Origin of the sequence: Sphingobium sp. B11D3A, from assembly GCF_025961695.1 — a bacterium.
Lineage (GTDB): Bacteria > Pseudomonadota > Alphaproteobacteria > Sphingomonadales > Sphingomonadaceae > Sphingobium.
Window position 1 is genome coordinate 2,823,388 of record NZ_JAOQOE010000001.1, and the last position, 26,459, is coordinate 2,849,846.

The window sequence follows — 26,459 nt, forward strand, 5'->3', positions numbered from 1 at the left end:
ATGCCCAAGATCGAGATCGAGCAGGTGGAGCAGAGCAACAGCACGGGCTATCCGCCGCCGTTCAACGAGCCTGTGGCCGGGCGCTGGCACCGGCGGCTGGGGCGCCATGCCGGCCTGACGCATCTGGGCGCCAGCCATGTCGTGCTGGAGCCGGGCGCCTGGTCCTCGCAGCGGCACTGGCATCTGGGCGAGGATGAGTTTCTGATCATGCTGTCCGGGCAGGCGGTGCTGATCGAGGACGAAGGCGAGACCATCCTGCACCCCGGCGATTGCGTGGCCTGGGCCGCGGGCGTCGCCAATGGCCATCATCTCGTCAATCGCAGCGATACGAATTGCACCTTCATCTGCCTGAGCGCGGGGAATCGCGATGCCGGCGGGCGCTATTCAGATATCGACATGATCTTCACGGTCGGCGGCTATCAGCATCGCGATGGCACGCCTTATGGAGCCGAGCGCCTGCCGTGAGTGTAAAGGCTAAGTTGCGCGATTCTTCGTCCACCTTCTCCCCTTGCGGGAGAAGGATACGCAGCCTTGCCGCTATCAGCGGCTAGGCGGAGTTGGATGAGGGGTAGGTGATCTTTGATCTTTAGATCGCTGGACCCTCTGCCAGCTTTGACGGGGCCGTAAACCCATAAGCGGAATGACCGTGATTGATGAGATCTTAGCGCCGGTATATTTGCTCCAGCCAGTAATCGTTCATCCAATCGGCATACCCAAGTAGTTCACCTTCTCGTCGTTCATGATCGGACGACCATGGATCATCGCTCAAGATGAGATCGAGCATAGCTTGAATGCGCCATTTCTCGCTTGGAAGGGCATAAAGAATATGGTGACGGCTCCCCCAAGTGGCGTCTGATGAATGATCGTATCGAACGATCCGCCCTGCTTCGACATGGCCGTCAAACAGGCGCAGGTATCGACAAACAACCTCCGGGAAACGGTCCTTGCCATCGACAAAGTAGGCCAACGGCTTTTTCCCTGCCAACATGAGACCAAGCTCTCGATTGGTGTGGACGAGATAGGGCAGGTTACGCAGGCGTTCGTTCAGCATCTTGTCGAGAATACTGGAGCGTTAAACTTCTGCAATTGGGTCGAACGCACACCTGCGTTTACTACGCGGTGCGGGTATAGCGTCCACACTCTGGCACGCATTTACGAGTGTACGGCCTAAGGCAACGCTGCCAAGTTTCCGCATCCCTCCTCAAGGGGAGCGGGTTCGAGCTAGGTTGCAGACTGTCCCACGCTCCCCCGAAAACATCATCCCGCGCCCGCTGGCTCCAGCCGCGGAATGACCCAGCTTTCCCGCGCGGCATCGTGCAGCCATTCGCGCATCCATGGGTGGGCGAGGATGGCGTCCATATAGGCGCGCGCTGTTGGCGGTACTGCGATGGAATAGGTGACGAAGCGCGAGACGACCGGCGCGAACATGATGTCCACGGCGCCGAAGGGGCCGAAGAGATAATCGCCCTCTGCCCCGAACCGCGAGCGGGCCTGTTCCCACAGGCTTACGATGCGCCCGACGTTGGCGGCGACATCGGGGCCGAGATCGCGCGGGGGGAGGATGTGGCGGGTGTTCATGCCGCAGGTCTGGCGTAGCGGCTGGTAACCGGAATGCATTTCCGCTGCCATCGAGCGGGCAAGCGCCAGCGCTGCCGTGTGCTGCGGCCAGAAGCGGGTGCCGCCGGAGATCGCGTCGAGATAGTCGATGATGGCAAGACTGTCCCACACGGCGATGTCGCCATCCCACAGCGTCGGCACCTTGCCGCCGGATACGGCGAGGTCGCTCTGCGCCTTGCGGGCCTCCCACGCCTCGTCGAACAGCGGGACAAGCACTGTCTCGAAGGGCAGGCCGGATTGCTTGGCGGCCAGCCAACCGCGCAGCGACCAGCTCGAGTAGACCTTGTTGCCGATGATGAGCTTCAGCATCCGCACATCTCCCCTTGCTCGATCAGAGGCTGAGCATCAGCCCGGCCAGCGCCGCGCTCATCAGATTGGCGAGGCTGCCGGCGATCAGGGCCTTGATGCCGAGTCGGGCGATCATCGGCCGCTGATTAGGCGCCAGGCTGCCGGTCACTGCCATCTGGATGGCGATGGACGAGAAGTTGGCGAAGCCGCACAGTGCGAAGGTGGTGATCGCCACCGTGGCGGGCGATAGCGTGGCCTGCACCTGCCCCAGCTCGATAAAGGCGACGAACTCGTTGAGCACGACCTTGGTGCCGAACAGGCCGCCCGCGACCTGCGCCTCGTTCCACGGAATGTTGAGCAGGAGCATCACCGGCGCGAACAGCTTGCCGATTAGCATCTGGAAGCTGAGATCGGGATAGCCGAACCAGTTGCCGACCCCGCCGAGCAGGCCATTGGCCAGCGCGACCAGCGCCACGAAGGCAAGCACCATCGCGCCGACCGCGACGGCCAGCTTCACGCCAGTCTGCGCGCCTTGCGCGGCCGCCATGATGAGATTGGCGGGCTTCTCCTCCTCATGGGTGGCATCGGGCAGAATGACCGGCTCGATCTCGGCATCGTCCGGATTATCCGGCATGATGATCTTGGCCATCAAGATGCCACCCGGCGCGGCCATGAAGGCGGCGGCGAGCAGATAGTCGATCTGGATGCCCATCGAGGCATAGGCGGCGAGGATCGTGCCGGCGACGCCAGCCATGCCGCTCGTCATCACGGTGAACAGCTGGGCCGGTGTGAGGCTGGCGAGGTAGGGCCGGATGACCAACGGGCTTTCGCTCTGGCCCACGAACACATTGGCGGCGCAGCACAGGCTCTCCACGCGTGAGATGCCGGTCACCTTCTGGATGGCGCCGCCGACCCAGCGGATGACGAACTGCATGATGCCAAGATAATAGAGGATCGAGACGAGGCTCGCGAAGAAGATGATGACGGGCAGGGCGGCGATGGCAAAGCTGGTGCCGCCGACCTCCGGCCGGGCGAGCGGCCCGAAGATGAAGTTCGTGCCCGCCTGCGCATAGCCGAGCAGATTGCCCACGCCATGCGACATGGCGGCGATGGCGGCCTTGCCGGCGGGCACGTAGAGAACCAGCAGGGCGATGCCGGCTTGCAAGGCGAAGGCGGCGGCGACGACGCGTAGGCGGATGGCGCGCCGGTTGCCGGAGAGCAGCACGGCGATGGCAAGAATCGCGACGATGCCAACGAGGCCGATGAGGATGGGCATGGAGTGGCGGCTGTCCCCTGTTCGCATGGCCCGCCAAAGGGCCATCAGCGCGAATCGCTTATACAGGCGCGCTGCAGCGCGGCAATCGGCTGCGCGGCGCCGGGTGTCGTTGCACGGCGGCGCGTGGCATGCACGCACAGGGTCTCTTCCCGCCTCGCTGCAAAGGCATTAAGCGACGGGGATGACCGCACCCGCTCAGGCCTCGTCCGCACCCATCGCCCGCTCGCTGTTCGTCCTGTCCGTCTTCTATGGCGGCATGGTGTGCATCGCCGGTGTTCTCGGCAACAAACAGGTTTCGCTCGGGCCGCTCGGCGCCATCGGCTCGGCGCTCGGCTTGGGGGACTTGGCGGTAGAAGCCGGCATCTTCGCTTTCCTCCTGCTGGTCGTTGTGTCGAGCGCAGTGGCGGAACTGCATGGCCGGGCCGTCGCCAACCGGCTGGTGCTACTGGGCTTCATCCCGTTGATCGTCTCGATCCTGCTCTCCGTGGTCGTGCTGGCCCTGCCGGCCGCGCACGAAATGGCGCCGGAGCGGCAGGCAGCCTTCGCCATGATCATGTCCGGCACGCCGCGCATCTGGGCGGGCGGCATCGTCGCTTACGGTATTTCGCAGATCCTCAACGTCACCATCTTCGCTGCGCTCAAGGGGCAGGCGGGGAGCCGGCTGCTGTGGCTGCGCGCCGGCACGGCGAGCGTGCTCTCGCAGATCGTCGATACGCTGCTGTTCGTCACCATCGCCTTTTACGGCGTCTTTCCCATCGGGGCGCTGCTGGTGGGGCAGATGCTCGCCAAGGTGCTGCTCTCGGCCTTGCTGGTGCCGCCGGTCATCTATGCGTTCGTGGCACTGGGGCGCCGGCTCGACCGGTAATGTAAATCCGTTCGGGCTGAGCTTGTCGAAGCCTCGCTATTCTTCTTTAGGGAGGGAAAGAAGTAGCACGGCCCTTCGACAAGCTCAGGGCGAACGGGGAGGTAAGGGATTCCAGATCCCTCCATTCTTGCAGCGCGGGCCGCAAAGCCTTATGCGCCCGCGCATGACCGATCACGCACCCGATCCCGCCCTGCTGGCCAAGGCCGAGACCCTTACCGAGGCGCTGCCCTATATGCAGCGTTATGCCGGCGAGACGTTCGTCGTGAAATATGGCGGCCATGCCATGGGCGACCCGGAAGCCGCGCGCGATTTCGCCGAGGATGTCGTGCTGATGAAGATGGTCGGCATCAACGTCGTGGTCGTCCATGGCGGCGGGCCGCAGATCGGCGCGATGCTCAAGAAACTGGGCGTCGAGAGCAAGTTCGTGAACGGCCTGCGCGTGACCGATGAGGAAACCGCGAAGATCGCCGAGATGGTCCTCGCCGGATCGATCAACAAGGAGATCGTCGGCTGGATCGCCCAGGCAGGTGGCCGCGCGGTCGGCATTTCCGGCAAGGATGGCGGTCTGGTGCTGTGCGAGAAGGTCGGCGGAAAGCGCGAGCCGGACCCGAACAGCGGCATCGAGCGCAATGTCGATCTGGGCTTCGTCGGCGACCCCGTGAAGGTCGACCGGCGCATTCTCGACAGTCTCTCGCGCGACGGCATCATTCCGGTGGTCGCGCCGGTCGGCATTGGCGCCGACGGGCACACCTATAATGTGAATGCCGATACGATGGCGGGTGCGATTGCCGCTGAACTCGGCGCCAAGCGCTTCTTCCTGCTCACTGACGTGGCGGGCGTGCTGAACAAGGACAAGGATCTGCTGAGCGATCTGACCCCGGCGAAGATCGGCGGTCTGGTCGAGGATGGCACGATTTCCGGCGGCATGATTCCCAAGGTGGAAACCTGCGTGAAGGCTGTCGAGGGCGGCGTGGAAGCGGCGGTCATTCTGGATGGTCGCATTCCGCATGTCATGCTGCTGGAGGTGTTTACCCGCCAGGGCGCCGGCACGTTGGTGCATCTGTAACGCGCGGCGCGCGGGGGCTATGGCGGTAGAAAATTACCGCCCTCAAGCAACTTGCAGCCGCTAGGCCCGCTGGGCTAGACTCTTTTCAACCTTCCACCACAGGACGAACCATGGCCGTTGCCCTTATCCAGACCTTGGCGATCCTGCTGAATGTCGCCTGGTGGATCATCATCGTTCAGGCCATATTGAGCTGGCTGATCGCGTTCAACGTGATCAACACCAGCAATGATATCGTGCGCAGCATCTGGGTCGCGCTGGACCGGCTGACCGAGCCGCTCTATCGGCCCATCCGCCGGATCATGCCGGATCTCGGCGCGCTCGATCTCTCGCCGATGGTCGTGCTCATCATCATCATCATCCTGCAGGGGCCGGGCCTGACCGCGCTGGCAAGCCTGCTGCTCTGAGCGGACGTGCGCCGTGCCGCTTCGTCGTGACGGCGCAGACCTGCTGCTGGCGATTCGCCTGACGCCCAAGGCTGCGCGCGCGCGTGTTGGCGGGACGTTCACGGATGCCGCCGGGCAGCGCTGGTTGCAGGCCAGCGTCACCGCGCCGCCGGACAAGGGCAAGGCCAATGCCGCCCTGCTGACGCTGCTCGCCCGACATCTGCGCGTGCCCGGATCGTCGATTTTGCTGGAGACAGGGGATACCAACCGGCTAAAGCGCCTGCGCATTGCGGGTGCTGATCCGCACACGGAACAGTCTTTGAGAGAGATCGCTGAGAAGGAGCGAAGCGCGACATGAGTTTGGGCAAGGAAATCGACGGCAAGGCATTCGCGGCGAAGCTACGCGGGCGGATGGCTGAGGCAGTCCCCGCTTTCGTGGAGAAGACCGGGCGCAAGCCGGGCCTCGCGGTGGTGCTTGTCGGTGAAGACCCGGCGAGCAGCGTCTATGTCCGCTCCAAGGGCAAGGCGACGGTCGAAATCGGCATGAACAGCCTTGAGTTCAAGCGCCCCGCGACGATCAGCCAGGAAGAGCTGATCGAGCTGGTCGAAGAGCTGAACGCCGATGATAGCGTGGACGGCATTCTCGTCCAGCTGCCGCTGCCTGCCCATCTCGATGACAAGGCGGTGATCGCCACCATCGATCCCGCCAAGGATGTCGATGGCTTCCATGTCGTCAATGCCGGCAAGCTGGCGGTGGGCGATCCCACCGCGCTGGTGCCCTGCACGCCGCTTGGCTGCCTGATGCTGCTCAAGGACGAGCTGGGCGACCTCTCCGGCAAGGAAGCGGTTGTCATCGGCCGCTCGAACATCGTCGGTAAGCCGATGATGCAGCTGCTGCTGGCCGAAAGCTGCACCGTGACCGTGGCGCACAGCCGCACGCATGATCTGGCCGGCGTGGTCCACCGCGCGGACATCGTGGTTGCGGCGGTCGGCCGGCCGGAAATGGTCAAGGGCAGCTGGATCAAGCCGGGCGCTGTGGTCATCGACGTGGGCATCAATCGCGTGAAGGGCGATGAGGACGGCAAGAGCAAGATCGTCGGTGACGTCGCCACCGCCGAGGCGATCAACCATGTCGCGGCGATTACGCCCGTGCCGGGTGGCGTCGGTCCGATGACCATCGCGGTGCTGTTGCGCAACACTTTGGTCGCCGCGCACGTTCGCGCGGGTCTGCCCGCACCCAAGGGCCTTTGATCCGCCGCGCTGCCTTTGCCTTGCTCGCCACGCTCTCCTTGGGCGTGGCGGCTGGTCCTGCGCAAAGTCAGCGCCAGATGATGCCGAGCGTCGGCGTCGGCACGGCCAATCCCAGCGCCATCGTCGCTGCCGAACTGGGCATGGCCCGCCAGGCGCGCGAGGAGGGGCAATGGACGGCGCTGCGCAAGCTGGCCGACAAGGACGCCGTGATCTTCGCGCCCGGCCCGCTCAATGCGCAGGCTTGGCTCAAGCAGCAATCGGACCCCGCCCAGCCGGTGCGCTGGAGCCCGCAGCAGATTTTCATCGCCTGCGATGGCAGCTATGCCGCCGCGACCGGGTCGCTGGAGCGGGCGAACGGGCAAGCGGCGCGGTTCGTCACGCTTTGGCGCCAGCAGCGCAAGGGTGATTATAAGTGGGTGATGACGGCCACCAGCGACACGCCATGGAGCGGCGAGGCGGACGGCATGATCAAGGCCTCCGTCGCCGATTGCGCGCGGCGGGATGAGCGGCCGGAGCGGCGCGATCGCGATATCGTGCGCCTGCCGGACCCGCCGCCGGCCAGCGGGTCGGCGCAGTCCGAGGACGGGTCGCTGCGCTGGACATGGGCGGTGAGCGGCGATGTGCGGACGCTGGAGGTCTTCCTGCGTCGCGGTGCCGGTGAGGAGCGGGTCATTCAAGAGACGGTGGCGGAGCGCCCGCGATGATGGAGCTCTTCCTCGCGGCGTTCATCACGCTGTTCGTCGTCATCGACCCGCCGGGCACGGCGCCGATCTTCAGCAGCCTCACCATGGGCGCGAGCGGCGCCCAGCGTCGCAGCATGGCGGTGCGCGCGGTGATCGTGGCGGCCTGCATCCTGCTCGCCTTCGCGCTGGCGGGAGAAGCGTTCCTGCGCACCCTCGGCATCACGCTGGAGGCGTTCCGCATCGCGGGCGGCATCATGCTGTTCTTCATCGCCATGGACATGGTGTTCGAGACGCGGACGCGGCGACGCGAAGACCGCGCGCAGAAGATCAAGGAAACGCCGGAAATCGAGGATGTCGCCATCTTCCCTATGGCGATGCCGATGATCGCCGGGCCGGGGTCGATCGCGACGATCATGCTGTTGATGGCGCGGGCGACGGGTCCGCAGGAGACGGCGATCGTGCTCTTCGCGCTCGCGGCCAATCTGCTGCTGATGCTGGCAGCGCTCCTGGCGGTCGGCCCGATCATGCGGGTGTTCGGCGGTCAGGTGGAGGCGGTCATTACCCGCTTGCTGGGTGTGATTCTCGCGGCGCTTGCGGTCCAGTTCGTGATCGACGGATTGCGCCAGAGCATTCTCTGATTTGAGAGGTAAGGGGCCGGAGAGACGGCTCCCCGACCCTTCCCATCATACCGTTCAGCTCGCGACGGCGGGCACGATCTTGATTTCCACGCGGCGGTTCTGCGCCTTGCCGTCAGCGGTTTCGTTACTGGCGACCGGGCGCGTCTCGCCATAGCCCATCGTCGCCATGCGGACCGGATCGACGCCGCGACGTCCAAGATAATTGGCCACGGCCTGCGCGCGACGCTCGGAGAGTGCCTGATTATAGGCCTCGCTGCCGTCGGAATCGGTGTGACCCAGCACGTCGATCATCGTCTTGGGATATTCCGCAAGGGTCGAGGCCACCTGATCCAGCGTGGACTGTGCCTGCGGCTGCACCGTGGCTTGATCGGTCGCGAAGGTGATGCCGGACGGCATGCGGAGCAGCAATTCATCGCCCTGACGAACGACATCGACGCCGGTGCCGGCGGTCTGCTGGCGCAGCTTCCTCTCCTGCGCATCCATATAAGCGCCGACGCCCGCGCCGGCCACGGCACCAATGCCCGCGCCGACGATCTTCTCCGTGCGGTCGTTGCGGCCGCCCAAAATGTCGCCGAGCAGATAGCCGCCGAGCGCGCCACCGACGCCGCCGATGGCGGCCTTCGAAATGGTCCGATTGCCGGTTTCGGGATCGGTCACACAGCCGGAGAGGGCCAGCGCCGCCAAAGCGGTACCGGCAAGCGCGAAGGGGGAATGGCTGCGAAGGCTCATGATTATCTCCTCAAGTCTGGCCTCCCACGCTGTTACGCGGGAACCCAGCCATTAACGGCGCGGGAACCTGATTAGTTCCTGAACGAGGGAACTCTTGCCGGCCTGCGATGTTGCCCGGCAATGTTGCAAGTGGCTTTCCGTAGCGAAAGCCGCTAAGCTTTCAGCCAACAACCCCCTTTAGAAGAGACCATGCCGCCTTTTCCCTGGCTCGATGCCGCCATCGTCCTCGCGCTGATTGCGCTCAACGGCGTCTTTGCCATGTCCGAACTGGCCATTGTCTCGGCACGCCGGCCACGGCTGGAGGCCATGACCCGCAATGGCAAGCATGGGGCACGGGCCGCGCTGGGCCTCAGCGCTGAGCCGGGCCGCTTCCTGTCCACCGTCCAGATCGGCATCACGCTTATCGGTATTCTCGCCGGTGCCTATTCGGGCGATAAACTCGGTGGCCCGCTGGGCGCGATCTTCGCCTATCTGGGCATGTCCGCGAACCTGGCCCAGAACACCGGTTTTGGCGTTGCGATCGTCGCGACGACCTATGTCTCGCTGATCATCGGCGAGCTGGTGCCCAAGCAGCTTGCGCTGCGCAATCCCGAGCCGTTGGCCTGTTTCGTCGCGCCGTTCATGATCATGCTGGCGCGGGTCGCCGCGCCGATCGTGTGGGTGCTGGATCAGTCCAGCGAGGTCATCTTCAAGCTGATGCGCCTCAAGCGCGAAGGCTCGGACCATGTGACCGCGGAGGAACTGCAGCTCATCGTGGCGGAAGCCAGCCGGCACGGCGTGATCGAGGAAAGCGAGCGCGCGATCATTTCCGGCGTGGTGCGACTGGCCGACCGGCCGGTGCGTGAAGTGATGACGCCGCGCCGCGATGTCGACTGGCTGGATGCCGATGCCAGCGCCGAGCAATTGCGCGAGAAGCTGCTCGCCACCCCGCACACCCGCCTGCCGGTGGCGCAGGGCAGCGTGGAGGACATTATCGGCGTCGTGCAGGCGCGTGACGTGATGGCCGCGCTGTTCCGGGGAGAGGCGCTGGACCTGCGGGTACTGATGCGCCCCGTTTCCATCGTGCCCGATCAGGTGGATGCCATGGACGCCCTCAATCGCCTGCGGGAGGCCGACGCCCCCATGGTGATGGTGCATGACGAATATGGCCATTTCGAAGGCATTGTGACCCCGGCAGACCTCATGTCCGCCATCGCTGGCGAGTTCGCGTCGGACAGCGATCTTTACACCCAGCCGATGGTCACGGAGCGGGAGGATGGCAGCCTGCTCGTCTCCGGCCAGATGGCCATCGACGCGCTGGCCGAGCGCATCGACCTCGATCTCTCCGAAGACCGCGACTACGCGACCGTTGCCGGCTTTGCGCTGGCCGTGCTGCGCCACCTGCCCGAAGAGGGCGAGCATTTCAGCGAGCAGGGCTGGCGGTTCGAGATCGTCGATATGGACGGGCGCAAGATCGACAAGCTGCTGGTCAGCGCGGAAGATTAAGCCGCACGCGCGGGCGTTCGCTCAGGCATAGGCATAAGGCCCGCCCGCCTCCAGCGCGCGCTGATAGGCAGGCCGTGACTGCACCCGGTCCAGCCAGGCGATGGTCGCGGGACGGCTCTCGTCCAGCCCGCCCCGGCTGCGCGCGGCCTCCAGCGGAAAGCTCATCATCACATCAGCGCCGCTGATCTGGTTGCCGGCAAACCACGGACGCCGACTCAGCTCGGCTTCGACATAATCGAGATGCACGTCGATCATCGGCTGGATGCGCTTGACGGCGACCTTGCCGACCAGCGGAATGCGGGAGAGCACGAGCTTGAGCAGCAGCGGCGGCATCATCGATCCTTCCGCATAATGCAGGAACATGCGGTATTGCAGCTTACCGTCAGCGTCATCGGGCGGCCCGAACTGGCCGGATTTCTCCACCAGATACTCCACGATCGCGCCGCTCTCGATCAGCGCGCGGCCCTCGTCTTCCAGCACCGGCGACTTGCCGAGCGGATGCACCGCCTTGAGCGCAGCGGGCGCAAACATCGTTTCGGGATCGCGCTCATAACGGCGCAATTCATAGGGCAGCCCCAACTCCTCCAGCATCCACAGGATGCGCTGCGAGCGGGAATTGTTGAGATGGTGGACGATCATAGGCGTGCCCTTGCAAATGATTGATCCCCCGCGCCCTTGTCCCTGATGGCAAGGGGCAGAGTCAAGGCAAGGGGCCGTGGTCTATGGGTCAGGCGATTAGTCCGCTGCGCTGCCGGCTTCCCGCGCGATTTCCCGCCATCCGAGGTCGCGCCGGCAGAAGCCGCCGGGGAAATCGACCTGATCGACCAGCGCATAAGCGGCGTCGCGTGCCTGTGTGACCGTGGCCCCGCGCGCGGTGACGTTCAGCACGCGGCCGCCGCTGGCCACGAGTTGCCCGTCCTTGAGCGTCGTACCGGCGTGGAAGATCTTGGCACCATCGGGTGCCGTCGGAAGCGCGATGGGCGCGCCTTTCTCGGGCGTGCCGGGATAGCCCTTCGCGGCCAGAACCACGGTGAGCGCCGGGTCGGGCGCGAAGCTGGGGCCGCTGGCCTCGTCGAGCGTCCCTTGCGCGACGGAGAGCAGCAGCGCGACGAGATCGCTGGTCAGCCGCATCATCAGCACCTGGCATTCCGGGTCGCCAAAGCGGCAATTATATTCAATGAGCTTGGGGCCGTCCGTGGTGAGCATCAGCCCCGCGAACAGCACACCGGAATAAGGCGTGCCGCGCGCGGCCAGCGTCGTCACCGTCGGGCGGATGATCTGGTCCATCACGGCATCCTGCAGGGCAGGTGTGAGCACCGAGGCCGGACTATAGGCGCCCATGCCGCCGGTATTGGGGCCGGTATCGCCTTCACCCACTCGCTTGTGATCCTGCGCCGAGCCGAAGGCGACGACATGCGTGCCATCGGTGAGGGCGAAGAAGCTGGCTTCCTCGCCTTCCATAAATTCTTCCAGCACCACTTCCGCGCCCGATGCGCCGAAGCTGCCGCCGAACATGTCGCGGATCGCCTCTTCGGCCTCTGCGCGCGTCTGCGCGATGATGACGCCCTTGCCGGCGGCGAGCCCATCGGCCTTCACCACCACCGGCAGGCTGAAGTCGCTCAGCGCCGCCAGCGCCATCTCGGCGCTGGTGCAGCGGACATAGCCGGCCGTTGGAATGGCGGCATCGCGGCAGAGATCCTTGGTGAAGCCCTTGGAGCCTTCAAGCTGGGCGGCAGCGGCGCTCGGTCCAAACACCGGGATGTCGACGGCGCGCAGGCTGTCGGCAATGCCGTCCACCAGCGGAGCCTCCGGGCCGACGACCACGAGGGCAATGCTGTTAGCGCGGCAAAAATCGATCACGGCGGCATGATCGGCAAGGTCGATATCGACCAGGCGCGCCGCCTCGGCTATGCCGGGATTGCCCGGTGCGGCGAACAGGCCGATGCAGAGCGGCGATTGCGCCAGCTTCCAGGCGAGGGCATGTTCGCGCCCGCCACCGCCGAGCAAAAGGATATTCATGAGCGATTTTTCCGTCAGTGAGGATGCGTCCGGCCGCCTGTTAGCGCAGGAGCGCGCGGGGGACAATCTGACCGCGCTCAGCATTTCCGAACTGTCCGCCCAGCTCAAGCGCACGGTGGAGGACCGCTTCGGCTTCGTGCGCCTGCGCGGCGAAATTTCGGGCTTCAAGCGGGCCGCCTCCGGCCATGTCTATTGCTGCCTCAAGGACGATGCGGCGGTGATCGACGGGGTGATGTGGAAAGGCACGGCGGGCCGGCTCGCCTTCCGGCCCGAGGATGGGCTGGACGTGATCGTCACCGGCAAGGTCACGACTTATCCCGGACGCTCCAAATATCAGATCGTCATCGAGAGCATGGAGCTGGCCGGCGAGGGCGCACTGATGCAGCTCTTCGAGAAACTCAAGGCACGCTTGTCCGCCGAAGGACTGTTCGATCCCGCCAAGCGCCGGCCAATCCCGATGCTGCCCGATGTGATCGGCGTGGTGACCTCGCCCACCGGCGCAGTGATTCGCGACATTCTCCACCGGCTTGCCGATCGCTTTCCGAGCCGCGTACTGCTCTGGCCCGTGCTGGTGCAGGGGGAGGGCGCAGCGGCACAGGTGGCAGCGGCGGTGCGTGGCTTCGGCGCGTTGCCGGCCGATGGCCCGATTCCGCGCCCCGACGTGCTGATCGTGGCGCGCGGTGGCGGCTCGATTGAGGATTTGTGGTCGTTCAACGAGGAAGTCGTGGTGCGGGCGGTGGCGGAGTCACCGATTCCCGTCATTTCCGCCGTGGGCCATGAGACGGATACGACCTTGTGCGATTTCGCTGCCGATCTCCGCGCGCCGACGCCCACCGCTGCTGCGGAGATGGCCGTGCCGGTCCGCGCCGACCTCGCCGTGCAGGTCGCCGAGCTACGCGCCCGGATGCAGCGCTGCGTGGCGCGCGGCCTGGACCGCAGCCGCGAGCGATTGGAAGCGCAGCGGCGGCTCCTCCCGCGCCCGGACGTGCTGCTGGCCCAGGCCCGCCAGCGCGCGGACGATCTCGGCGACCGGCTGCGGCGGGGCCTTTCCCACCGGGTGAGCCGGGCGCGCCACGAGCTGGCGGATGCATCCGGCGCATTGCGGCCCGCGTTGCTGCAGAGCCACCTCGCGCGGGAGCGGCAGAAGCTTGCCAACGTCCGGCTCTCGCCCCTCGTGCTCGAGCGCCGGCTGGGCGACGCGCGGCGGCAGCTGGATGGGCTGTGGCGGCTGGCCCAGTCGCTCAATCCCGATGCGCCGCTCAAGCGTGGCTTCGCGCGCGTGATGGCGCAAGGCCGGCTGGTGCGCTCCGCCGAGGAGGCGCGCGCGGCGGGGCGGGTGACGCTCAAGTTCGAGCAGGATGAGGTGACCGCACTGACGCAGCCCGCTGCTGTCGGCGGCGACTCTCCGCCGCCGGCGCCCCGGCCGGCGCGCAAGGCCGCCCCTTCCGCGACGCCAGCGCGGCAGACCGACCTGTTCGACTGACGGCGCGCCCTTGCCTCGCGCCAGCCGCGCGGCCATGAGTGCGGCATGACAGTTTTCCGCTTCCGCTCTCGTTCTGTTCTGGCGGGAGGTCTGCTCGCCGCACTGGCCGGCTGTTCGACCGTCCCGCCGCCGCCGCCGGAAGCCAGCGCGCTGCCCATCGAGGACGTGCCCGATCTCGCACTGCCCCAAGGGCCGGCGACGTTGCAGGTTCGCGGCACGCCCCGGCAAGGGGCACTGCTGCGCGGTCTCGTCCCCGTCGGCACGCTGGGTCTTACGCTCGATGGCGTGCCGGTGGCCGTGGACGCCGAGGGAAACTTCATCATCGGGCTGGACCGCGATGCTCCCGCCACCATGACGCTGGAAGCGACCGGGCGCGATGGGCGCAAGCAACGGCGCGTGCTGACGATCGCGCGCGGCGACTGGAAGATCCAGAACGTCAATGCCTCGATCACGGGGAGCGCCACCAGCGAGGAATTCCAGCAACGGCGGGCGGGCGAACTGGCGCGCATCGTTGCCGCGCGGGGAGATCCGCAACTGAGCAATGGCTGGCGGCAGACATTCATCTGGCCGGTGAAGGCGCGCATTTCCGGCGTGTTCGGCTCGCAGCGCATCTATCGGGGCACGCCGGGCAGCTACCATAGCGGGCTCGATCTCGCCGGTGGGCAGGGCACTGTCTATGTCGCGCCGGCGGACGGCGTTGTCGTGCTCGCCAGCGAAGCGCCGTTCACGCTGGAAGGCAAGCTGCTCATCATCGATCACGGCATGGGCCTCAACAGCGCCTTCCTGCACAGCGATCGGCTGCTGGTGAAGGAAGGCGATGTGGTGCGCCAGGGCCAGCCGCTCGGCGAGATCGGCGCGACGGGCCGCGTGACAGGTCCGCATCTGCACTGGAGCATGAAGTGGAACGATGCGCGGATTGATCCGTTACCGCTGGTACAGGGCCAAGCGGCTCGCTGATCGACAATCAGGCTGGATGCCGTAGCGTCCGGCTGTCGGTCTCATTTGCTGCATTGCAGCACGATGTGCCAAGGCCACAGTGGCGGGTGCGGCGGTCTGAAAATGCCCCCTTTGAGCATCGGACGCTACGGAAAGCTACCCCGTGGGTCGCTCCGATTTCGCCACGAATTCCATGTTGATTCGAGCTGCGGTGTGAGAAGATTAACAAATAGTTTCTAGGGAAACTGCGGTTCGGGACGATTTGTGTCGTGCTGTGTAGATCGCCGCTAATATTGTTACAGCGGACCGCAGGGGCCGGAGGCACCCGGATCGGCGATTTTGTTGCATGAATGTGACATGTACGGGAAAATAGCCCCTTCATGCTGCACCTGCGCTTTACACCTTTAACCAATCCGCACAGTTTCACGGCCATATAGCGCAGGGGCCACGCGTGTTGTCGTCGGGAGACCGAGAGGGCGACGCACGATCCCCGCGTTTCGTGCGGCCGGATATTCCCGGCCGCAGTTCGCAAATTCCAGAGCAAGGGACTGGATCGTGAAGAAAACAACATCGCAAACATTGCTGAAGCTGGCAGCTGCACCTGCCGTCCTCGGCCTCGCCATGCTGAGCTCCGCCGCACATGCGCAGGAACCGCAGAACGCGGATGCCGCCGAGGATGGTGAGGTGATCGTCGTTACCGGTTCGCGCATTGCGCGGCCTGAACTCGAAGTTGCCAACCCGATTGTGGCCGTGACGGCGGAAGCCATCGAGCGTACTGGGCAGATTAACGTTGCAGACGTACTCCTGCGCAATCCTGCGCTAACCGCCTCGATCGGTTCTTCGCTATCGGGCGGTGCTGACTCGGGCTTCGGCACGACTGGCGCGAACCTGCTCGATCTGCGTAATCTCGGTACCAACCGCACACTCGTTCTGGTGAACGGCAAGCGCCATGTTGCGGGTCTTCCTAACTCTGCAGCGGTCGACATCAACTCGATCCCGCAGGATCTCATCGAAAAGGTCGACGTGCTGACGGGCGGCTCTTCGGCAGTCTACGGTGCAGATGGCGTGTCGGGCGTCGTCAATTTCGTTCTCAAGCGGAATTTCGAAGGACTGACGGTCCGTGGTCAGACAGGTGTCTCCAGCAAGGGTGACGCTGGCTCGCAGTTCATTTCCGCTGTGGCTGGCAAGAACTTCGCTGACGATCGCGGCAATATTGCGGTTGCTTACGAATATTCTAATTCGGGCCGTCTGCACAGCTCGCAGCGCCGCTTTACCGGCGATCCCTCCGTCTATACTGAAATTCTCCGCAATCAGGATGATATTCCGGATAATCCGAACGTCTACGACCGGATTGTCTATGGCAATCTGACGTGGGCGGACAGCGCGCCGGACGGGGCCGTCGACCTAGATCTTGATGGTATCCCCGATTTCACCGGTTCTGGTCTCCCCTATGATCGCGGCCTCCCCTTGGTCGGCGGCAATGCGCGCGCTGTTGGTGGGTCCAATACGCCGGTCGCCGGATATTTCGGTGACCTGCAGCCGCAAATTACCCGTCACGCCGTGAACGCGCTGGCCAGTTATGAGTTTGCGCCTGCGCTGCGCTTCTACGCCGAAGGCAAGTACGTGAAGACGGACTCCTACTCGGTCGCCCAGCCTTCCTTCGACTTCTATACATATCTGCAACCGGATAATGCATATCTTGTCGATCGTTTCGGTCCCGGCGCGGCGCCGGATGGCGCACTCCTGTCGCGTGACAATATCGACTTTGGCCTGCGCGGCGAAACCGTCGAGCGTGAGACGGTTCGGATCGTTGCCGGCTTCGAGGGCGAGTTGACCGATAATCTGCGTTACGACGTGTCATACATTTTTGGCCGGACTTCGAGCCGCAACTCGCAAACTTCCAATCTCATTTCAGACCGTTACTTCGCGGCGCTCGATGCGGTGCGCGATCCTGTGACGAACAACATCGTTTGCCGGTCTACGCTTGATCCCACCAGTGACATCGATCCCGAAAACTTCGGCGCTCCGGCGTCAACGTTTACTCCGGGCGCCAACAGCCCCTGTCGGCCGCTCAACATGCTTGGGTATGGCGTTGCCAGCCGGGAGGCTCTTGATTTCGTCCTGGCTGACAACCTCAGCAAGTCTCGCGTATCGCAAGAAGTGATCTCGGGCTACATATCGGGCGATACCGAAGCGGTATTCAGCTTGCCGGGTGGACCGATCGGTTTCGCGATCGGTGGCGAGTATCGTCGTGAAACCAGCCGTTCTGATCCCGATCAGATGGTGCAGAATGGCGAGTTCCGAGACTTCGCCGCGATCGCGCCCAGCAGCGGATCTTTCAACGTCAAGGAAGTGTTCGCTGAGCTCAGCGTTCCGGTGTTCAGCAATGTTCCGCTGGCCGACACCCTGTCCTTTGGCGCAGCCATCCGTTATTCGGACTATTCGACGATTGGAACCACCACCACCTGGAAGGTGGACGGTGTCTACGCTCCGATCCGTGACATCCGCTTCCGTGCGACATATTCGGAAGCAGTTCGCGCACCGAATATCGGAGAACTGTTCCGTACCCCGAGCGGTACATTCGACTTCGTCGTCGATCCTTGCGACGTCACGCGTCTGAACGACGGCACTCAGTACCGCGCGGCGAACTGCTCTGCGATCCTTTCCGGACTGGGTCTGACTCCGGGGCAAATCGCTGCTTTCAGCCCCTCGACGGATTCGCAGGCGACGACGTCACGTCGTGGTCTCACTGGGGGCAACCGGAACCTGCAGGAAGAAACTGCGCGTACGTGGACTGCCGGTGTCGTTCTCCAGCCGAGCTTCATTCCAGGCCTCAGCCTGACATTCGACTGGTATGACATCAAGATCGCTGGCGCGATCAACACGCCGACTCCGACCGAACTGGCCGAGCTCTGCGTGGATCAGCCGACGATCGACAATGTCTACTGTCAGAACATCTTCCGTGATCCGACCAGTGGCTTCGTACTGGGTGATGGCAACGATCCTGCGCGCCGGAACGGCTTCATCATTGGCCCGGAAAACGTCGCGGCGTTCCGGACCGCAGGCGCCGACTTCTCGGTCAACTACGTTTTCACACCGGGTAACCTTGGCCAGTTCCGCTTTGGCCTGACGGGCGGATATCTGGACAAGATTACCTTTGTTCCGACGCTGGGCGCGGATGTCGACGACGACATTCTGGAGCGCTACAATCCCCGCTGGCGCGGCACGCTGGATCTGTCCTGGAAGCTTGACAATGTCAGCGCAAGCTACGGCCTGACCTACTGGAGCAAGACCCGCCGCTACACGACGGAGCAGATTGCTGCCAATCCGGACCTGACGGATCCCAAGTACTTCTACTATCGTCCATTGTTCCAACACGATGTGCGGGTTGCACTGGAAGTCGAGAAGCGGTTTCAGCTCTATGCCGGTGTGAACAATCTGTTCGATTACCGGCCAGACATCGGGATGCTGAGCTACCCGATCTCGGGCGTCGGTCGCTATCTCTACGCCGGTGCCAAGATCACGCTCGGTCCTGTATTCTGATCTAGCAACTCAAACATGAACGGGCCGGGAAGAGCCATCCTCCCGGCCTTTTCTTTTGCCTTTCAAGTTCGGCCTTGCCTCACCCCACCGTCAACACCAGCGCCCCATCGCCCTCATCGACGCGCACGGTTGCGCCGTCGGGCACTTCGCCGCGCAGGATCAGGTCGGCGAGCGGGTCTTGCAGATATTTCTGCACCGCGCGCTTCAAGGGGCGGGCGCCGTAGACCGGATCATAGCCCACCCGGCCGAGCCAGGCGCGGGCGCCGTCGGTGAGGTCGAGCGTCACCTTGCGATCCTTGAGCAGCTTGCCGACGCGAGCGACCTGGATGTCGACGATCGGCCCCATATGCTCCGCGCCCAGGCGGTGGAACAGGATGATCTCGTCCAGCCGGTTGAGGAACTCGGGGCGGAAGTGCGCACGCACCACGTCCATCACCTGATCCTCGACCTTCTCCACCGGCTCATCGTCGCCAAGGCTGGTGAGGAACTGGCTGCCGAGGTTGCTGGTCAGCACGATGATCGTGTTGGTGAAGTCCACGGTGCGGCCCTGGCCATCGGTCAGGCGGCCATCGTCGAGCACCTGGAGGAGCACGTTGAACACGTCGCCATGCGCCTTCTCCACCTCGTCGAACAGCACGACCTGATAGGGCCGGCGGCGGACGGCTTCGGTCAGCACGCCGCCTTCCTCATAGCCGACATAGCCCGGCGGTGCGCCGATCAGCCGCGCGACGCTGTGCTTCTCCATGAACTCGCTCATGTCGATGCGCACCATCGCATTGCTGTCGTCGAACAGGAATTCGGCGAGCGCCTTGGTCAGCTCCGTCTTGCCGACGCCCGTCGGGCCGAGGAACAGGAAGCTGCCGAGCGGACGGTTGGGGTCCTGCAGGCCGGCGCGTGAGCGGCGCACGGCGGTGGAGACGGCCTTCACCGCATCGGCCTGGCCGATCACCCGGCGACCCAGTTCCTCCTCCATGGCCAGCAGCTTCTCGCGCTCGCCTTCCAGCATCTTGTCGACCGGAATGCCGGTCCAGCGCGAGACGACGCTGGCGATGTCCTCGCTGGTCACTTCCTCACGCAGCATCGCGCCCTTGGAGGCGGACTGCGCCTCTTCGAGCTGCTTCTCCAGCGTGGGGATGGTGCCATATTGCAGCTCGCCAGCCTTGGCATATTCGCCGGTGCGCTGCGCCTGCTCCAGCTGGATGCGCGCGGCATCGAGCTGTTCCTTGAGCTTGGCCTCGCCTGCGATCTTGTCCTTCTCGGCCTGCCAGCGGCCGGTGAGTTCGGCCGATTGCTGCTCCAGATTGGCGAGGTCGCCTTCCAGCGCCGCCAGCCGGTCCTTGCTCGCCTGATCGGTCTCCTTCTTCAGCGCCTCGCGCTCGATCTGGAGCTGCATGATCCGCCGGTCGAGATTTTCGATCTCCTCGGGCTTGGATTCCACTTCCATGCGGATGCGGCTCGCGGCCTCGTCCATCAGGTCGATGGCCTTGTCCGGCAGGAAGCGGTCGGTGATGTAGCGGTTGGAGAGCGTCGCGGCGGAGACGATGGCCCCGTCCGCGATCCGCACGCCATGGTGCGTCTCGTACTTGTCCTTGATGCCGCGCAGGATGGAGATGGTGTCCTCCACCGTCGGCTCGCCAACGAACACCGGCTGGAACCGCCGCTGGAGGGCGGGGTCCTTCTCGACATATTTGCGATACTCATCGAGCGTGGTCGCGCCGATGCAGTGCAACTCGCCGCGCGCCAAGGCCGGCTTCAACAGGTTGGAGGCATCCATCGCGCCTTCGGATTTGCCCGCGCCGATCAGCGTGTGCATTTCGTCGACGAAGAGGATGATCTGGCCGTCCGCGCCCTTCACCTCGTCGAGCACGCCCTTGAGGCGCTCCTCGAATTCGCCGCGATACTTCGCGCCGGCGATGAGGCTGCCCATGTCGAGCGCCATCAGCGTACGGTCCTTGAGCGTATCGGGCACGTCGCCATTGGCGATGCGCAGCGCAAGGCCCTCGGCGATGGCGGTCTTGCCGACGCCGGGTTCGCCGATCAGCACCGGGTTGTTCTTGGTGCGGCGAGCGAGGATCTGGATGGTGCGGCGGATTTCCTCGTCGCGGCCGATCACCGGATCGAGCTTGCCATCGCGGGCGGCCTCGGTGAGGTCGCGGGCGAATTTCTTGAGCGCGTCGTAGCGGTCCTCGGCGGACGCGGTGTCCGCCGTCCGCCCGCCGCGCAAGGCATTGATTGCCCCATTGAGCGCCTCGGCCTTCACGCCGGCGGTGGCCAGCGCCTTGCCGGCGGCGGTCGTCGTCGCCAGTGCCAGAGCGAGCAGCAGCCGCTCGACGGTGACATAGCTGTCGCCCGCCTTCTGCGCGACCTGCTCGGCGGAATCGAGCACGCGTACGGCGTCATTGTCGAGGCCCGGGGTTTGCTGCGCGCCCGATCCGCTGACGGCGGGCACCTTGGCCAGCGCCGCGTCGGTCTCGCGCAGCGCGGTCGCGGCATCACCGCCCGCCGCCTTAATGAGGCCGCTGGCCATGCCCTGCTCATCCTCGAGCAGCGCCTTGAGTAGATGCTCCGGACTGATGCGCTGGTGGTTCATGCGGATCGCAACAGTCTGTGCGCTCTGCAGGAAGCCTTTGGCCCGGTCTGTGAACTTTTCGAGATTCATACTATCTCCCTTCGCCCGCCACAGATGGTGTTGCTATTTCGCAACACAAGAGGGCGGTGCGTTTTTCTCCGGCGCGATCCGGGCAGCATGATCGACCGCTGCCAATATGCCATGCCAGCTTCGATATGATCAACGCTCAAGCTCGCTGGCGGGTCCTCAATCCGGGGCCGGTTCGATCCGGCGCTAGGCTTGGCCGCCGCCTGCCGCTATGGTCCGGCCATGGTTCAGGCCGTCGCTGCTACGGGTGGCGACCTGTTGATATTCGTCGGAGATTCTATGCGTCTGACTGTTCGTCGTTCGACTGCCCTCATGTATCTGGGCGTTTGCAGCCTTGCCCTTACGGCATCCGTGCCGGCCTGGTCGCAAGCGCAGCCCGCCCCCCGTCCAGCAGCCACCGCGACGGCCAGCGCAGCCGTCAAGCCCGCGCCGCTCGCCGATCTCATCAAGCGAGTCGACATTCCCTACGAGACGTTCACGCTGCCCAATGGCCTGCGCGTGATCGTGCATACCGATCGCAAGGCGCCGGTCGTCGGCGTGACCGTCTATTACCGCATCGGCTCCAAGCATGAGCCGGAAGGCAAGACCGGCTTTGCGCATCTCTTCGAACATCTGATGTTCGGCGGGTCGGAGAATGTGCCCAATTTCGATGAGCCTTTGGTCTCGGCCGGCTCCACCCCGACCAATGGATCGACGTGGTTCGACCGCACCAATTATGTCGAGACGGTGCCGACGGGCACGCTCGATCGCGCGCTGTTCATGGAGGCGGATCGCATGGGCCGCCTGCTCGGCGCGGTGACGCAAGGCAAGCTCGACGCCCAGCGCGCCGTGGTGCAGAACGAGAAGCGGCAGGGTGACAATCAGCCCTATGGCCTGGTGGAATATGTGCAGCTTGAGACGCTGCTGCCCAAGGGCCATCCCTATGGCCACTCGACCATCGGCTCGATGGCGGATTTGGACTCCGCCTCGCTGGAGGATGTGAAGGGCTGGTTCCGCGATCATTACGGGCCGAACAACGCGATCCTTGTGCTGGCCGGCGATATCGACGCCGTCACGGCCAAGGCGAAGGTCGAGAAATATTTCGGCGGCATCGCGGCGGGGCCGGCGGTCAAGCCGGTTGCCGCGCCGATCCCGACGCTGCCCGCGCGGGTCGACAAGGTGATGAAGGACCGCGTGGCGACCACGCGCATTTATCGCATGTGGGTGACGCCGGGTCGCAATGACAAGGATGCGCCTTTGCTCTCCGTGGGTGGCGCGGTGCTCGGCGGTCTCGCCAGCTCGCGGCTGGACAATATCCTCGTCCGAGACGAGCAGATCGCGGTGAGCGTGACCGCGGGCGTGCAGCAGTTCGAGCAGCTCGGTTTCTTCATGGCGACGGCGGATGTGAAGCCCGGCACCGATCCGGCGCTGGTCTCCCGCCGGCTCGATGAGATTATGGGCGATTTCATCAAGACTGGCCCAACAGCCGACGAAGTCACCCGCGTGGCCACCCGGCAGGTGGCCGGCGAGATTGCCGCGCTTGAAGTGGTCGGCGGATTCAGCGGCAAGGCGTCCACCTTGGCTGAGGGACTGTTATATTCGGACGATCCTGCCCAGTACAAGAAGGACCTGGCGGCCATCGCCGCCGCGACGCCCACGGCCGTGACGGCGGCGATGCAGCGCTGGCTCACCCGCCCGGTGTTTGCGCTGACGGTCGAGCCCGGTGAGCGGGAGGCCTATGCGGACGCCACCGTCGCCGCGCCGGGCGAGAATGCGCCGGCGGACGTCGCGGCGCCCAAGCCGACGCTGGCGATTCCGGACGTGACGCAAAATCCGGACCTCGATTTCCCCGCTGTGGAGACGGCGACGCTTGGCAATGGCATCAAGCTGCACGTCGCGACCCGCTCGACCGTGCCGACGGTCAGCATCGCGGTCAATTTCGACGCTGGGCTTGCCAGTGACCGGCGGGACCGGATGGGGCTGGGCACGCTGATGCTCGACCTGCTGGAGGCCGGCACCACCAGCCGCTCGACCATCCAGATCGCCGAGGAGCAGGAGCGGCTCGGCGCCAGCATCTCGACCGGGCAGAGCATGGACCGCACGTCCATCTCCCTGTTCGCGCTCAAGCCCAATCTGGCGCCTTCGCTCGACCTGCTGCAGGATGTGATCCGCAACCCCGCCTTCGCGCCGAGCGAGATCGAGCGGCTGCGGACCATCCAGCTTGCCGGCATCGCGGCGGAAAAGACGCAGCCCAGCGGCCTTGCCAACCGGGCAATCTCGCCGCTGCTCTATGGCCCGCAGCATCCTTATGGCGTGGTCAGCGCGCGGGGTGAGGAGACCACGGTGAAGGCGATCACGCGCGACGACCTCGTGCATTACCATGGCGGCTGGATCGTCCCCAGCAAGGCAGAGATCTTCGTCGCCGGGGACATCACCATGGCCGAGATCAAGCCCCTGCTGGAGGCGCGCTTCGGCAATTGGCCGCAGAACCGCATGGCCTCGCCGGTCAAGGATTTCTCGGTGGCGGTGCCGACGCCCAAGCCGGGCATCTACCTGATCGACCGGCCGCAGTCGCCGCAGTCCGTCATTCTGGGCGGGGTCGTCACCAAGGCGACCGGGCGCGATGACCTGGTCGCGTTCAACATGGCGAACACCGTGCTGGGCGATGACTTTCTCTCGCGGCTGAACGCGGACATTCGGGAGGCCAAGGGTTGGTCCTATGGCGTGCGCGGTGCGCTCAGCCGGCGGCTGGAGCGCAGCCCCTATCTGGTCAGCGCACCGGTGCAGGCGGACAAGACCGGCCCGGCCATCGCGGCGATGCGGGATCAGATCGTCAGCTTCCTGGGGCCGAAGGGGGTGACGCCGCAGGAATTCGCGCGCGTGGTCAATGGCGAGATCGCCGGGCTGCCGGGTCAGTTCGAGACGACGGGCGCCGTGCTCGGGCAGATGCAGGCTGACGCCCTGTTCGGCCGGCCGTTCAATTACGTCGAGACGCTGCGGGCGCGCTATCAGGCGCTCACTCCGGCCCAGCTCGACGCGGCGGCGAAGCAGCTGATCGATCCCGCACAGCTGAGCTGGGTGGTGGTTGGCGACAAGAGCCAGATTGCGGACCAGCTCAAGCCGCTGGGGTTGCCCGTCACGGAGATCACCCCCGATGCGGCCCCCGCTCGCTGAATAACGTTCATTCCGGAAGGAGAGATGAAATGGCCAAAGTAGACGGCGCTTATGATTGCACCACCAAGACCCCGATGGGGGATCAGGCGAGCGTGTTCACCGTCGTGACGGATGGAGACACGTTCAACGGCACCAATGCGGGGCCGCTCGGCTCGCTCGATGTGAAGAACGGCAAGGTGGATGGCAACCGGCTGACCTGGACCATGGAGATGACCATGCCCATGCCGATGACGCTCACCTGCGAGGCAATCGTGACCGACGGCAAGATCAGCGGCACCATCGATGCCGGCGCTTTCGGCACCATGGCGATGACGGGTACGCGCCGCGGCTGATGGCCCGTCCGCCAGCAGCAGATCATAGAAAAGGGCAGCCTCCCGCTTGGAAGGCTGCCCTTTCTTTTTGGCGCTGTGGCGCGTGTCAGTCGACCGTAACGGTGACTGCGCGACGGTTCTGGGCCCAGCTGGCTTCATCCGAGCCGAGTGCGACCGGGCGCTCCTTGCCGTAGCTGATCGTGTTGATGCGACCGGCATCGATGCCGAGCGACGCCAGATAGTTCTTGGCGGCATTGGCGCGACGCTCACCGAGCGCGAGGTTGTATTCGCGGGTGCCGCGTTCGTCGGCATGGCCTTCGACGGTCACGCGCTTCTGCGGGTAGCGCATCAGCCACTCGGCCTGGCTGCGCAGCACGTTGCGATCCTCATCGTCGATGTCGCTCTCATCCGTATTGAAGAAGATGCGGTCCGAGGAGACGCTGGCGACGAAGTCTGCCTGGCTGCCCGGGGTCGGGCCGCTCGGCGTGGGCGTGGGTGTCGCGGCCGGCGGCGGTGCCGTGTCAGCCGGTGCGGGGGGAAGAGTCTCCGGCGCCTTCTTGGCACAGGCCGAAAGGGCGAGCGCGGCACTGGAAACCAGCAGCAACAGGGGTGTGGTACGCATGGGGGCTTCTCCTACTGTCCTGAACACAAACCGGTTCGTCGTATGGTTGGGGCGTTTTGCCGACAAGTCAACCTGAAGATATGAAAACAAAGATGAATTATTGGTTCCCCGTTACTGAAGCAGCGGCCCCCAAGCAGGGTCCGAGCCGTCCACCGGCGTTACGATCTTGCGCTCGTTCACGCCGGTCAGATCGACCTGCCAGATGGAGGAATTACCGGAGCGACCGGCTGCGGTGCGGAAGAATTGCAGCACACGGCCATTGGGCGACCAGGTCGGCGCTTCATCCTGCCAGCCATTGGTGAGCAGACGCTCGTTGCTGCCGTTCACATCCATCACACCGACCCGGAAGTTGCCGGCGATTTTGGTGAAGGCGATGAGGTCGCCGCGCGGGCTCCACTCGGGCGTGGCGTAACGACCACCGCCGAAGCTGATGCGGCGCTGGCCCGAGCCATCCGCATTCATCACATAAATCTGCTGCCCGCCCGAGCGATCGCTCTCGAACACGACGCGCGTGCCGTCCGGCGAGAAGGAGCCGCCGACATTGATGCCCGGCGTGTTGGTCAGCCGTGTCGGGCGACCACCGGCGACGGGAATCTTGTAGATGTCCGTGTTGGCGCCGCTCGCCATCGAATAGAGCAGCGTGCGGCCGTCTGGTGACCAGCGCGGGGCGAAGATGGCGCCGCTGCCTTCCAGCAGTACGCGTTGGCGGCCCTGATCGACATCATAAATGTAGATGCGCACATTGCGGCCGACATAGCTCACATAGGCAATGGAGCGATAATCCGGCGACCAGCGCGGGGTGAGTGCCAGGCTCTGGCCGTTGGTGATGAAGCGATGGTTGGCGCCGTCGCTATCCATGATGGCGAGGCGCTTGACGCGATTGTCCTTGGGGCCGGTCTCGGCGATGTAGGCGATGCGGCTATCGAAGAACGGGCTCTCGCCAGTCAGGCGCGAATAGACAAGGTCGGCGCAGCGGTGGGCGGCGCGGCGCCAGTCGCGGGGCGCGACGACATAGCCCTGTCGGGCGAGCTCGGTGCCGAGCGACACGTCATAGAGATAGCAGCCGACCGTGATCTGCGAATCGCCGCCCGCCGAGCGGACGAAGCCCTGCACCAGCGCCTCGGCATTCATCGCGGACCAGCGCGCGAAGACGGGGCTGGTGACTTCCGCCATGGAGGGTGCCTGCACGCCATTGGGGCCGAGCGGCGTGAACAGCCCGGAGCCGCGCAGATCGTTGGCGATCACCTCGGCGATACGCTGGCCAAGCGACCGGGTGGAGCCAGCCGGCGTTTCGACATTTTGCTGGGTCGGCATAGCCGGAACGGCGATCCGCAGATCGCTCTCGACCGGATTGGTGACGTCCACGCTGAGCTGCGCCGTGGCGGGCATCGCGATGAGCAGGGCCAGCAGGGCGCTGGCACCGCGCAGGGTTTTGCGTCGAAGGCTGAGCATCAT

23 protein-coding genes are annotated in these 26,459 nt (G+C 64.9%); 14 read left to right on the forward strand and 9 right to left on the reverse strand.

The window, feature by feature from the left end:
- Positions 1 to 465, forward strand: a complete 465-nt coding sequence (locus tag M2332_RS13170; RefSeq protein WP_264574408.1) for a cupin domain-containing protein — start codon at positions 1 to 3, stop codon at positions 463 to 465.
- A 196-nt stretch (positions 466 to 661) separates the two neighbouring features.
- On the opposite strand, the gene M2332_RS13175 is transcribed toward M2332_RS13170, so the two are convergent.
- The 3 genes from M2332_RS13175 to M2332_RS13185 form a co-directional block, all read right to left on the reverse strand.
- A complete protein-coding gene (locus M2332_RS13175) occupies positions 662 to 1,051 on the reverse strand; it encodes a hypothetical protein (protein WP_264574409.1) in 390 nt (129 codons plus the stop codon).
- A 206-nt stretch (positions 1,052 to 1,257) separates the two neighbouring features.
- Complete coding sequence (locus M2332_RS13180) at positions 1,258 to 1,926, reverse strand: glutathione S-transferase family protein (RefSeq protein WP_264574410.1); 669 nt, start codon at positions 1,924 to 1,926, stop codon at positions 1,258 to 1,260.
- Between the two features lie 22 nt (positions 1,927 to 1,948).
- Positions 1,949 to 3,181 (reverse strand): NupC/NupG family nucleoside CNT transporter, encoded by a 1,233-nt coding sequence (locus M2332_RS13185; RefSeq protein ID WP_181558667.1) that lies wholly within the window; start codon positions 3,179 to 3,181, stop codon positions 1,949 to 1,951.
- Positions 3,182 to 3,362: 181 nt separating this feature from the next.
- Between M2332_RS13185 and M2332_RS13190 the strand changes: the two genes are divergently transcribed.
- The 7 genes from M2332_RS13190 to M2332_RS13220 all read left to right on the forward strand — a co-directional run bounded on the left by M2332_RS13190 (position 3,363) and on the right by M2332_RS13220 (position 8,067).
- The gene (locus M2332_RS13190) at positions 3,363 to 4,046 is read left to right on the forward strand and encodes a queuosine precursor transporter (RefSeq protein ID WP_264574411.1); all 684 of its coding nucleotides are present in this window, start codon (positions 3,363 to 3,365) and stop codon (positions 4,044 to 4,046) included.
- A 151-nt stretch (positions 4,047 to 4,197) separates the two neighbouring features.
- Positions 4,198 to 5,112 carry an acetylglutamate kinase gene (gene argB / locus M2332_RS13195; RefSeq protein WP_181558669.1) on the forward strand — a complete coding sequence of 305 codons (915 nt, stop codon included), beginning with the start codon at positions 4,198 to 4,200 and terminating at the stop codon, positions 5,110 to 5,112.
- A 110-nt stretch (positions 5,113 to 5,222) separates the two neighbouring features.
- Positions 5,223 to 5,516 carry a YggT family protein gene (locus M2332_RS13200; protein WP_181558670.1) on the forward strand — a complete coding sequence of 98 codons (294 nt, stop codon included), beginning with the start codon at positions 5,223 to 5,225 and terminating at the stop codon, positions 5,514 to 5,516.
- A gap of 13 nt (positions 5,517 to 5,529) precedes the next feature.
- Positions 5,530 to 5,853, forward strand: coding sequence for a DUF167 domain-containing protein (locus tag M2332_RS13205; protein WP_181558671.1), 324 nt, complete (start codon positions 5,530 to 5,532; stop codon positions 5,851 to 5,853).
- Positions 5,850 to 6,746: a bifunctional methylenetetrahydrofolate dehydrogenase/methenyltetrahydrofolate cyclohydrolase FolD gene (gene folD, locus M2332_RS13210; protein ID WP_181558672.1), complete on the forward strand. Its 897-nt coding sequence runs from the start codon at positions 5,850 to 5,852 to the stop codon at positions 6,744 to 6,746. The genes M2332_RS13205 and folD overlap by 4 nt, the downstream gene beginning before the upstream one ends.
- A complete protein-coding gene (locus tag M2332_RS13215) occupies positions 6,743 to 7,450 on the forward strand; it encodes a hypothetical protein (RefSeq protein WP_264574412.1) in 708 nt (235 codons plus the stop codon). The genes folD and M2332_RS13215 overlap by 4 nt, the downstream gene beginning before the upstream one ends.
- The gene (locus M2332_RS13220) at positions 7,447 to 8,067 is read left to right on the forward strand and encodes a MarC family protein (protein ID WP_264574413.1); all 621 of its coding nucleotides are present in this window, start codon (positions 7,447 to 7,449) and stop codon (positions 8,065 to 8,067) included. Before M2332_RS13215 ends, M2332_RS13220 begins: the two co-directional genes overlap by 4 nt.
- A gap of 54 nt (positions 8,068 to 8,121) precedes the next feature.
- On the opposite strand, the gene M2332_RS13225 is transcribed toward M2332_RS13220, so the two are convergent.
- Positions 8,122 to 8,796 carry an OmpA family protein gene (locus tag M2332_RS13225; protein ID WP_264574414.1) on the reverse strand — a complete coding sequence of 225 codons (675 nt, stop codon included), beginning with the start codon at positions 8,794 to 8,796 and terminating at the stop codon, positions 8,122 to 8,124.
- Positions 8,797 to 8,985: 189 nt separating this feature from the next.
- On the opposite strand from M2332_RS13225, the gene M2332_RS13230 reads away from it, so the two are divergent.
- Entirely contained in the window at positions 8,986 to 10,281 is a 1,296-nt protein-coding gene (locus M2332_RS13230) for a hemolysin family protein (RefSeq protein WP_264574415.1), read from the forward strand.
- 21 nt (positions 10,282 to 10,302) lie between these two features.
- On the opposite strand, the gene M2332_RS13235 is transcribed toward M2332_RS13230, so the two are convergent.
- Positions 10,303 to 10,920, reverse strand: coding sequence for a glutathione S-transferase family protein (locus M2332_RS13235; protein ID WP_264574416.1), 618 nt, complete (start codon positions 10,918 to 10,920; stop codon positions 10,303 to 10,305).
- Between the two features lie 96 nt (positions 10,921 to 11,016).
- A complete protein-coding gene (gene purD, locus M2332_RS13240; RefSeq protein ID WP_264574417.1) occupies positions 11,017 to 12,300 on the reverse strand; it encodes a phosphoribosylamine--glycine ligase in 1,284 nt (427 codons plus the stop codon).
- Here purD and xseA point away from each other — a divergent pair.
- From xseA to M2332_RS13255, 3 genes are all read left to right on the forward strand, one after another.
- On the forward strand, positions 12,299 to 13,783 hold the full coding sequence (gene xseA / locus M2332_RS13245; protein ID WP_264574418.1) for an exodeoxyribonuclease VII large subunit: 1,485 nt from the start codon (positions 12,299 to 12,301) through the stop codon (positions 13,781 to 13,783). The genes purD and xseA overlap by 2 nt on opposite strands.
- A gap of 45 nt (positions 13,784 to 13,828) precedes the next feature.
- On the forward strand, positions 13,829 to 14,740 hold the full coding sequence (locus M2332_RS13250; RefSeq protein ID WP_264574419.1) for a M23 family metallopeptidase: 912 nt from the start codon (positions 13,829 to 13,831) through the stop codon (positions 14,738 to 14,740).
- A 534-nt stretch (positions 14,741 to 15,274) separates the two neighbouring features.
- Positions 15,275 to 18,262, forward strand: a complete 2,988-nt coding sequence (locus tag M2332_RS13255) for a TonB-dependent receptor plug domain-containing protein (protein WP_264574420.1) — start codon at positions 15,275 to 15,277, stop codon at positions 18,260 to 18,262.
- Between the two features lie 79 nt (positions 18,263 to 18,341).
- Here the strand turns inward: M2332_RS13255 and clpB are convergent, their stop codons facing one another.
- Complete coding sequence (gene clpB / locus M2332_RS13260) at positions 18,342 to 20,921, reverse strand: ATP-dependent chaperone ClpB (RefSeq protein ID WP_264574421.1); 2,580 nt, start codon at positions 20,919 to 20,921, stop codon at positions 18,342 to 18,344.
- Between the two features lie 276 nt (positions 20,922 to 21,197).
- Here clpB and M2332_RS13265 point away from each other — a divergent pair, with 276 nt between their 5' ends.
- Together M2332_RS13265 and M2332_RS13270 are read left to right on the forward strand one after the other, a co-directional pair.
- Entirely contained in the window at positions 21,198 to 24,071 is a 2,874-nt protein-coding gene (locus M2332_RS13265) for a M16 family metallopeptidase (protein ID WP_264574422.1), read from the forward strand.
- 29 nt (positions 24,072 to 24,100) lie between these two features.
- Positions 24,101 to 24,403, forward strand: coding sequence for a hypothetical protein (locus M2332_RS13270; RefSeq protein ID WP_181558682.1), 303 nt, complete (start codon positions 24,101 to 24,103; stop codon positions 24,401 to 24,403).
- A gap of 85 nt (positions 24,404 to 24,488) precedes the next feature.
- On the opposite strand, the gene pal is transcribed toward M2332_RS13270, so the two are convergent.
- Positions 24,489 to 25,004: a peptidoglycan-associated lipoprotein Pal gene (pal, locus tag M2332_RS13275; RefSeq protein WP_264574423.1), complete on the reverse strand. Its 516-nt coding sequence runs from the start codon at positions 25,002 to 25,004 to the stop codon at positions 24,489 to 24,491.
- A 111-nt stretch (positions 25,005 to 25,115) separates the two neighbouring features.
- Positions 25,116 to 26,459: a Tol-Pal system beta propeller repeat protein TolB gene (gene tolB, locus M2332_RS13280; RefSeq protein WP_264574969.1), complete on the reverse strand. Its 1,344-nt coding sequence runs from the start codon at positions 26,457 to 26,459 to the stop codon at positions 25,116 to 25,118.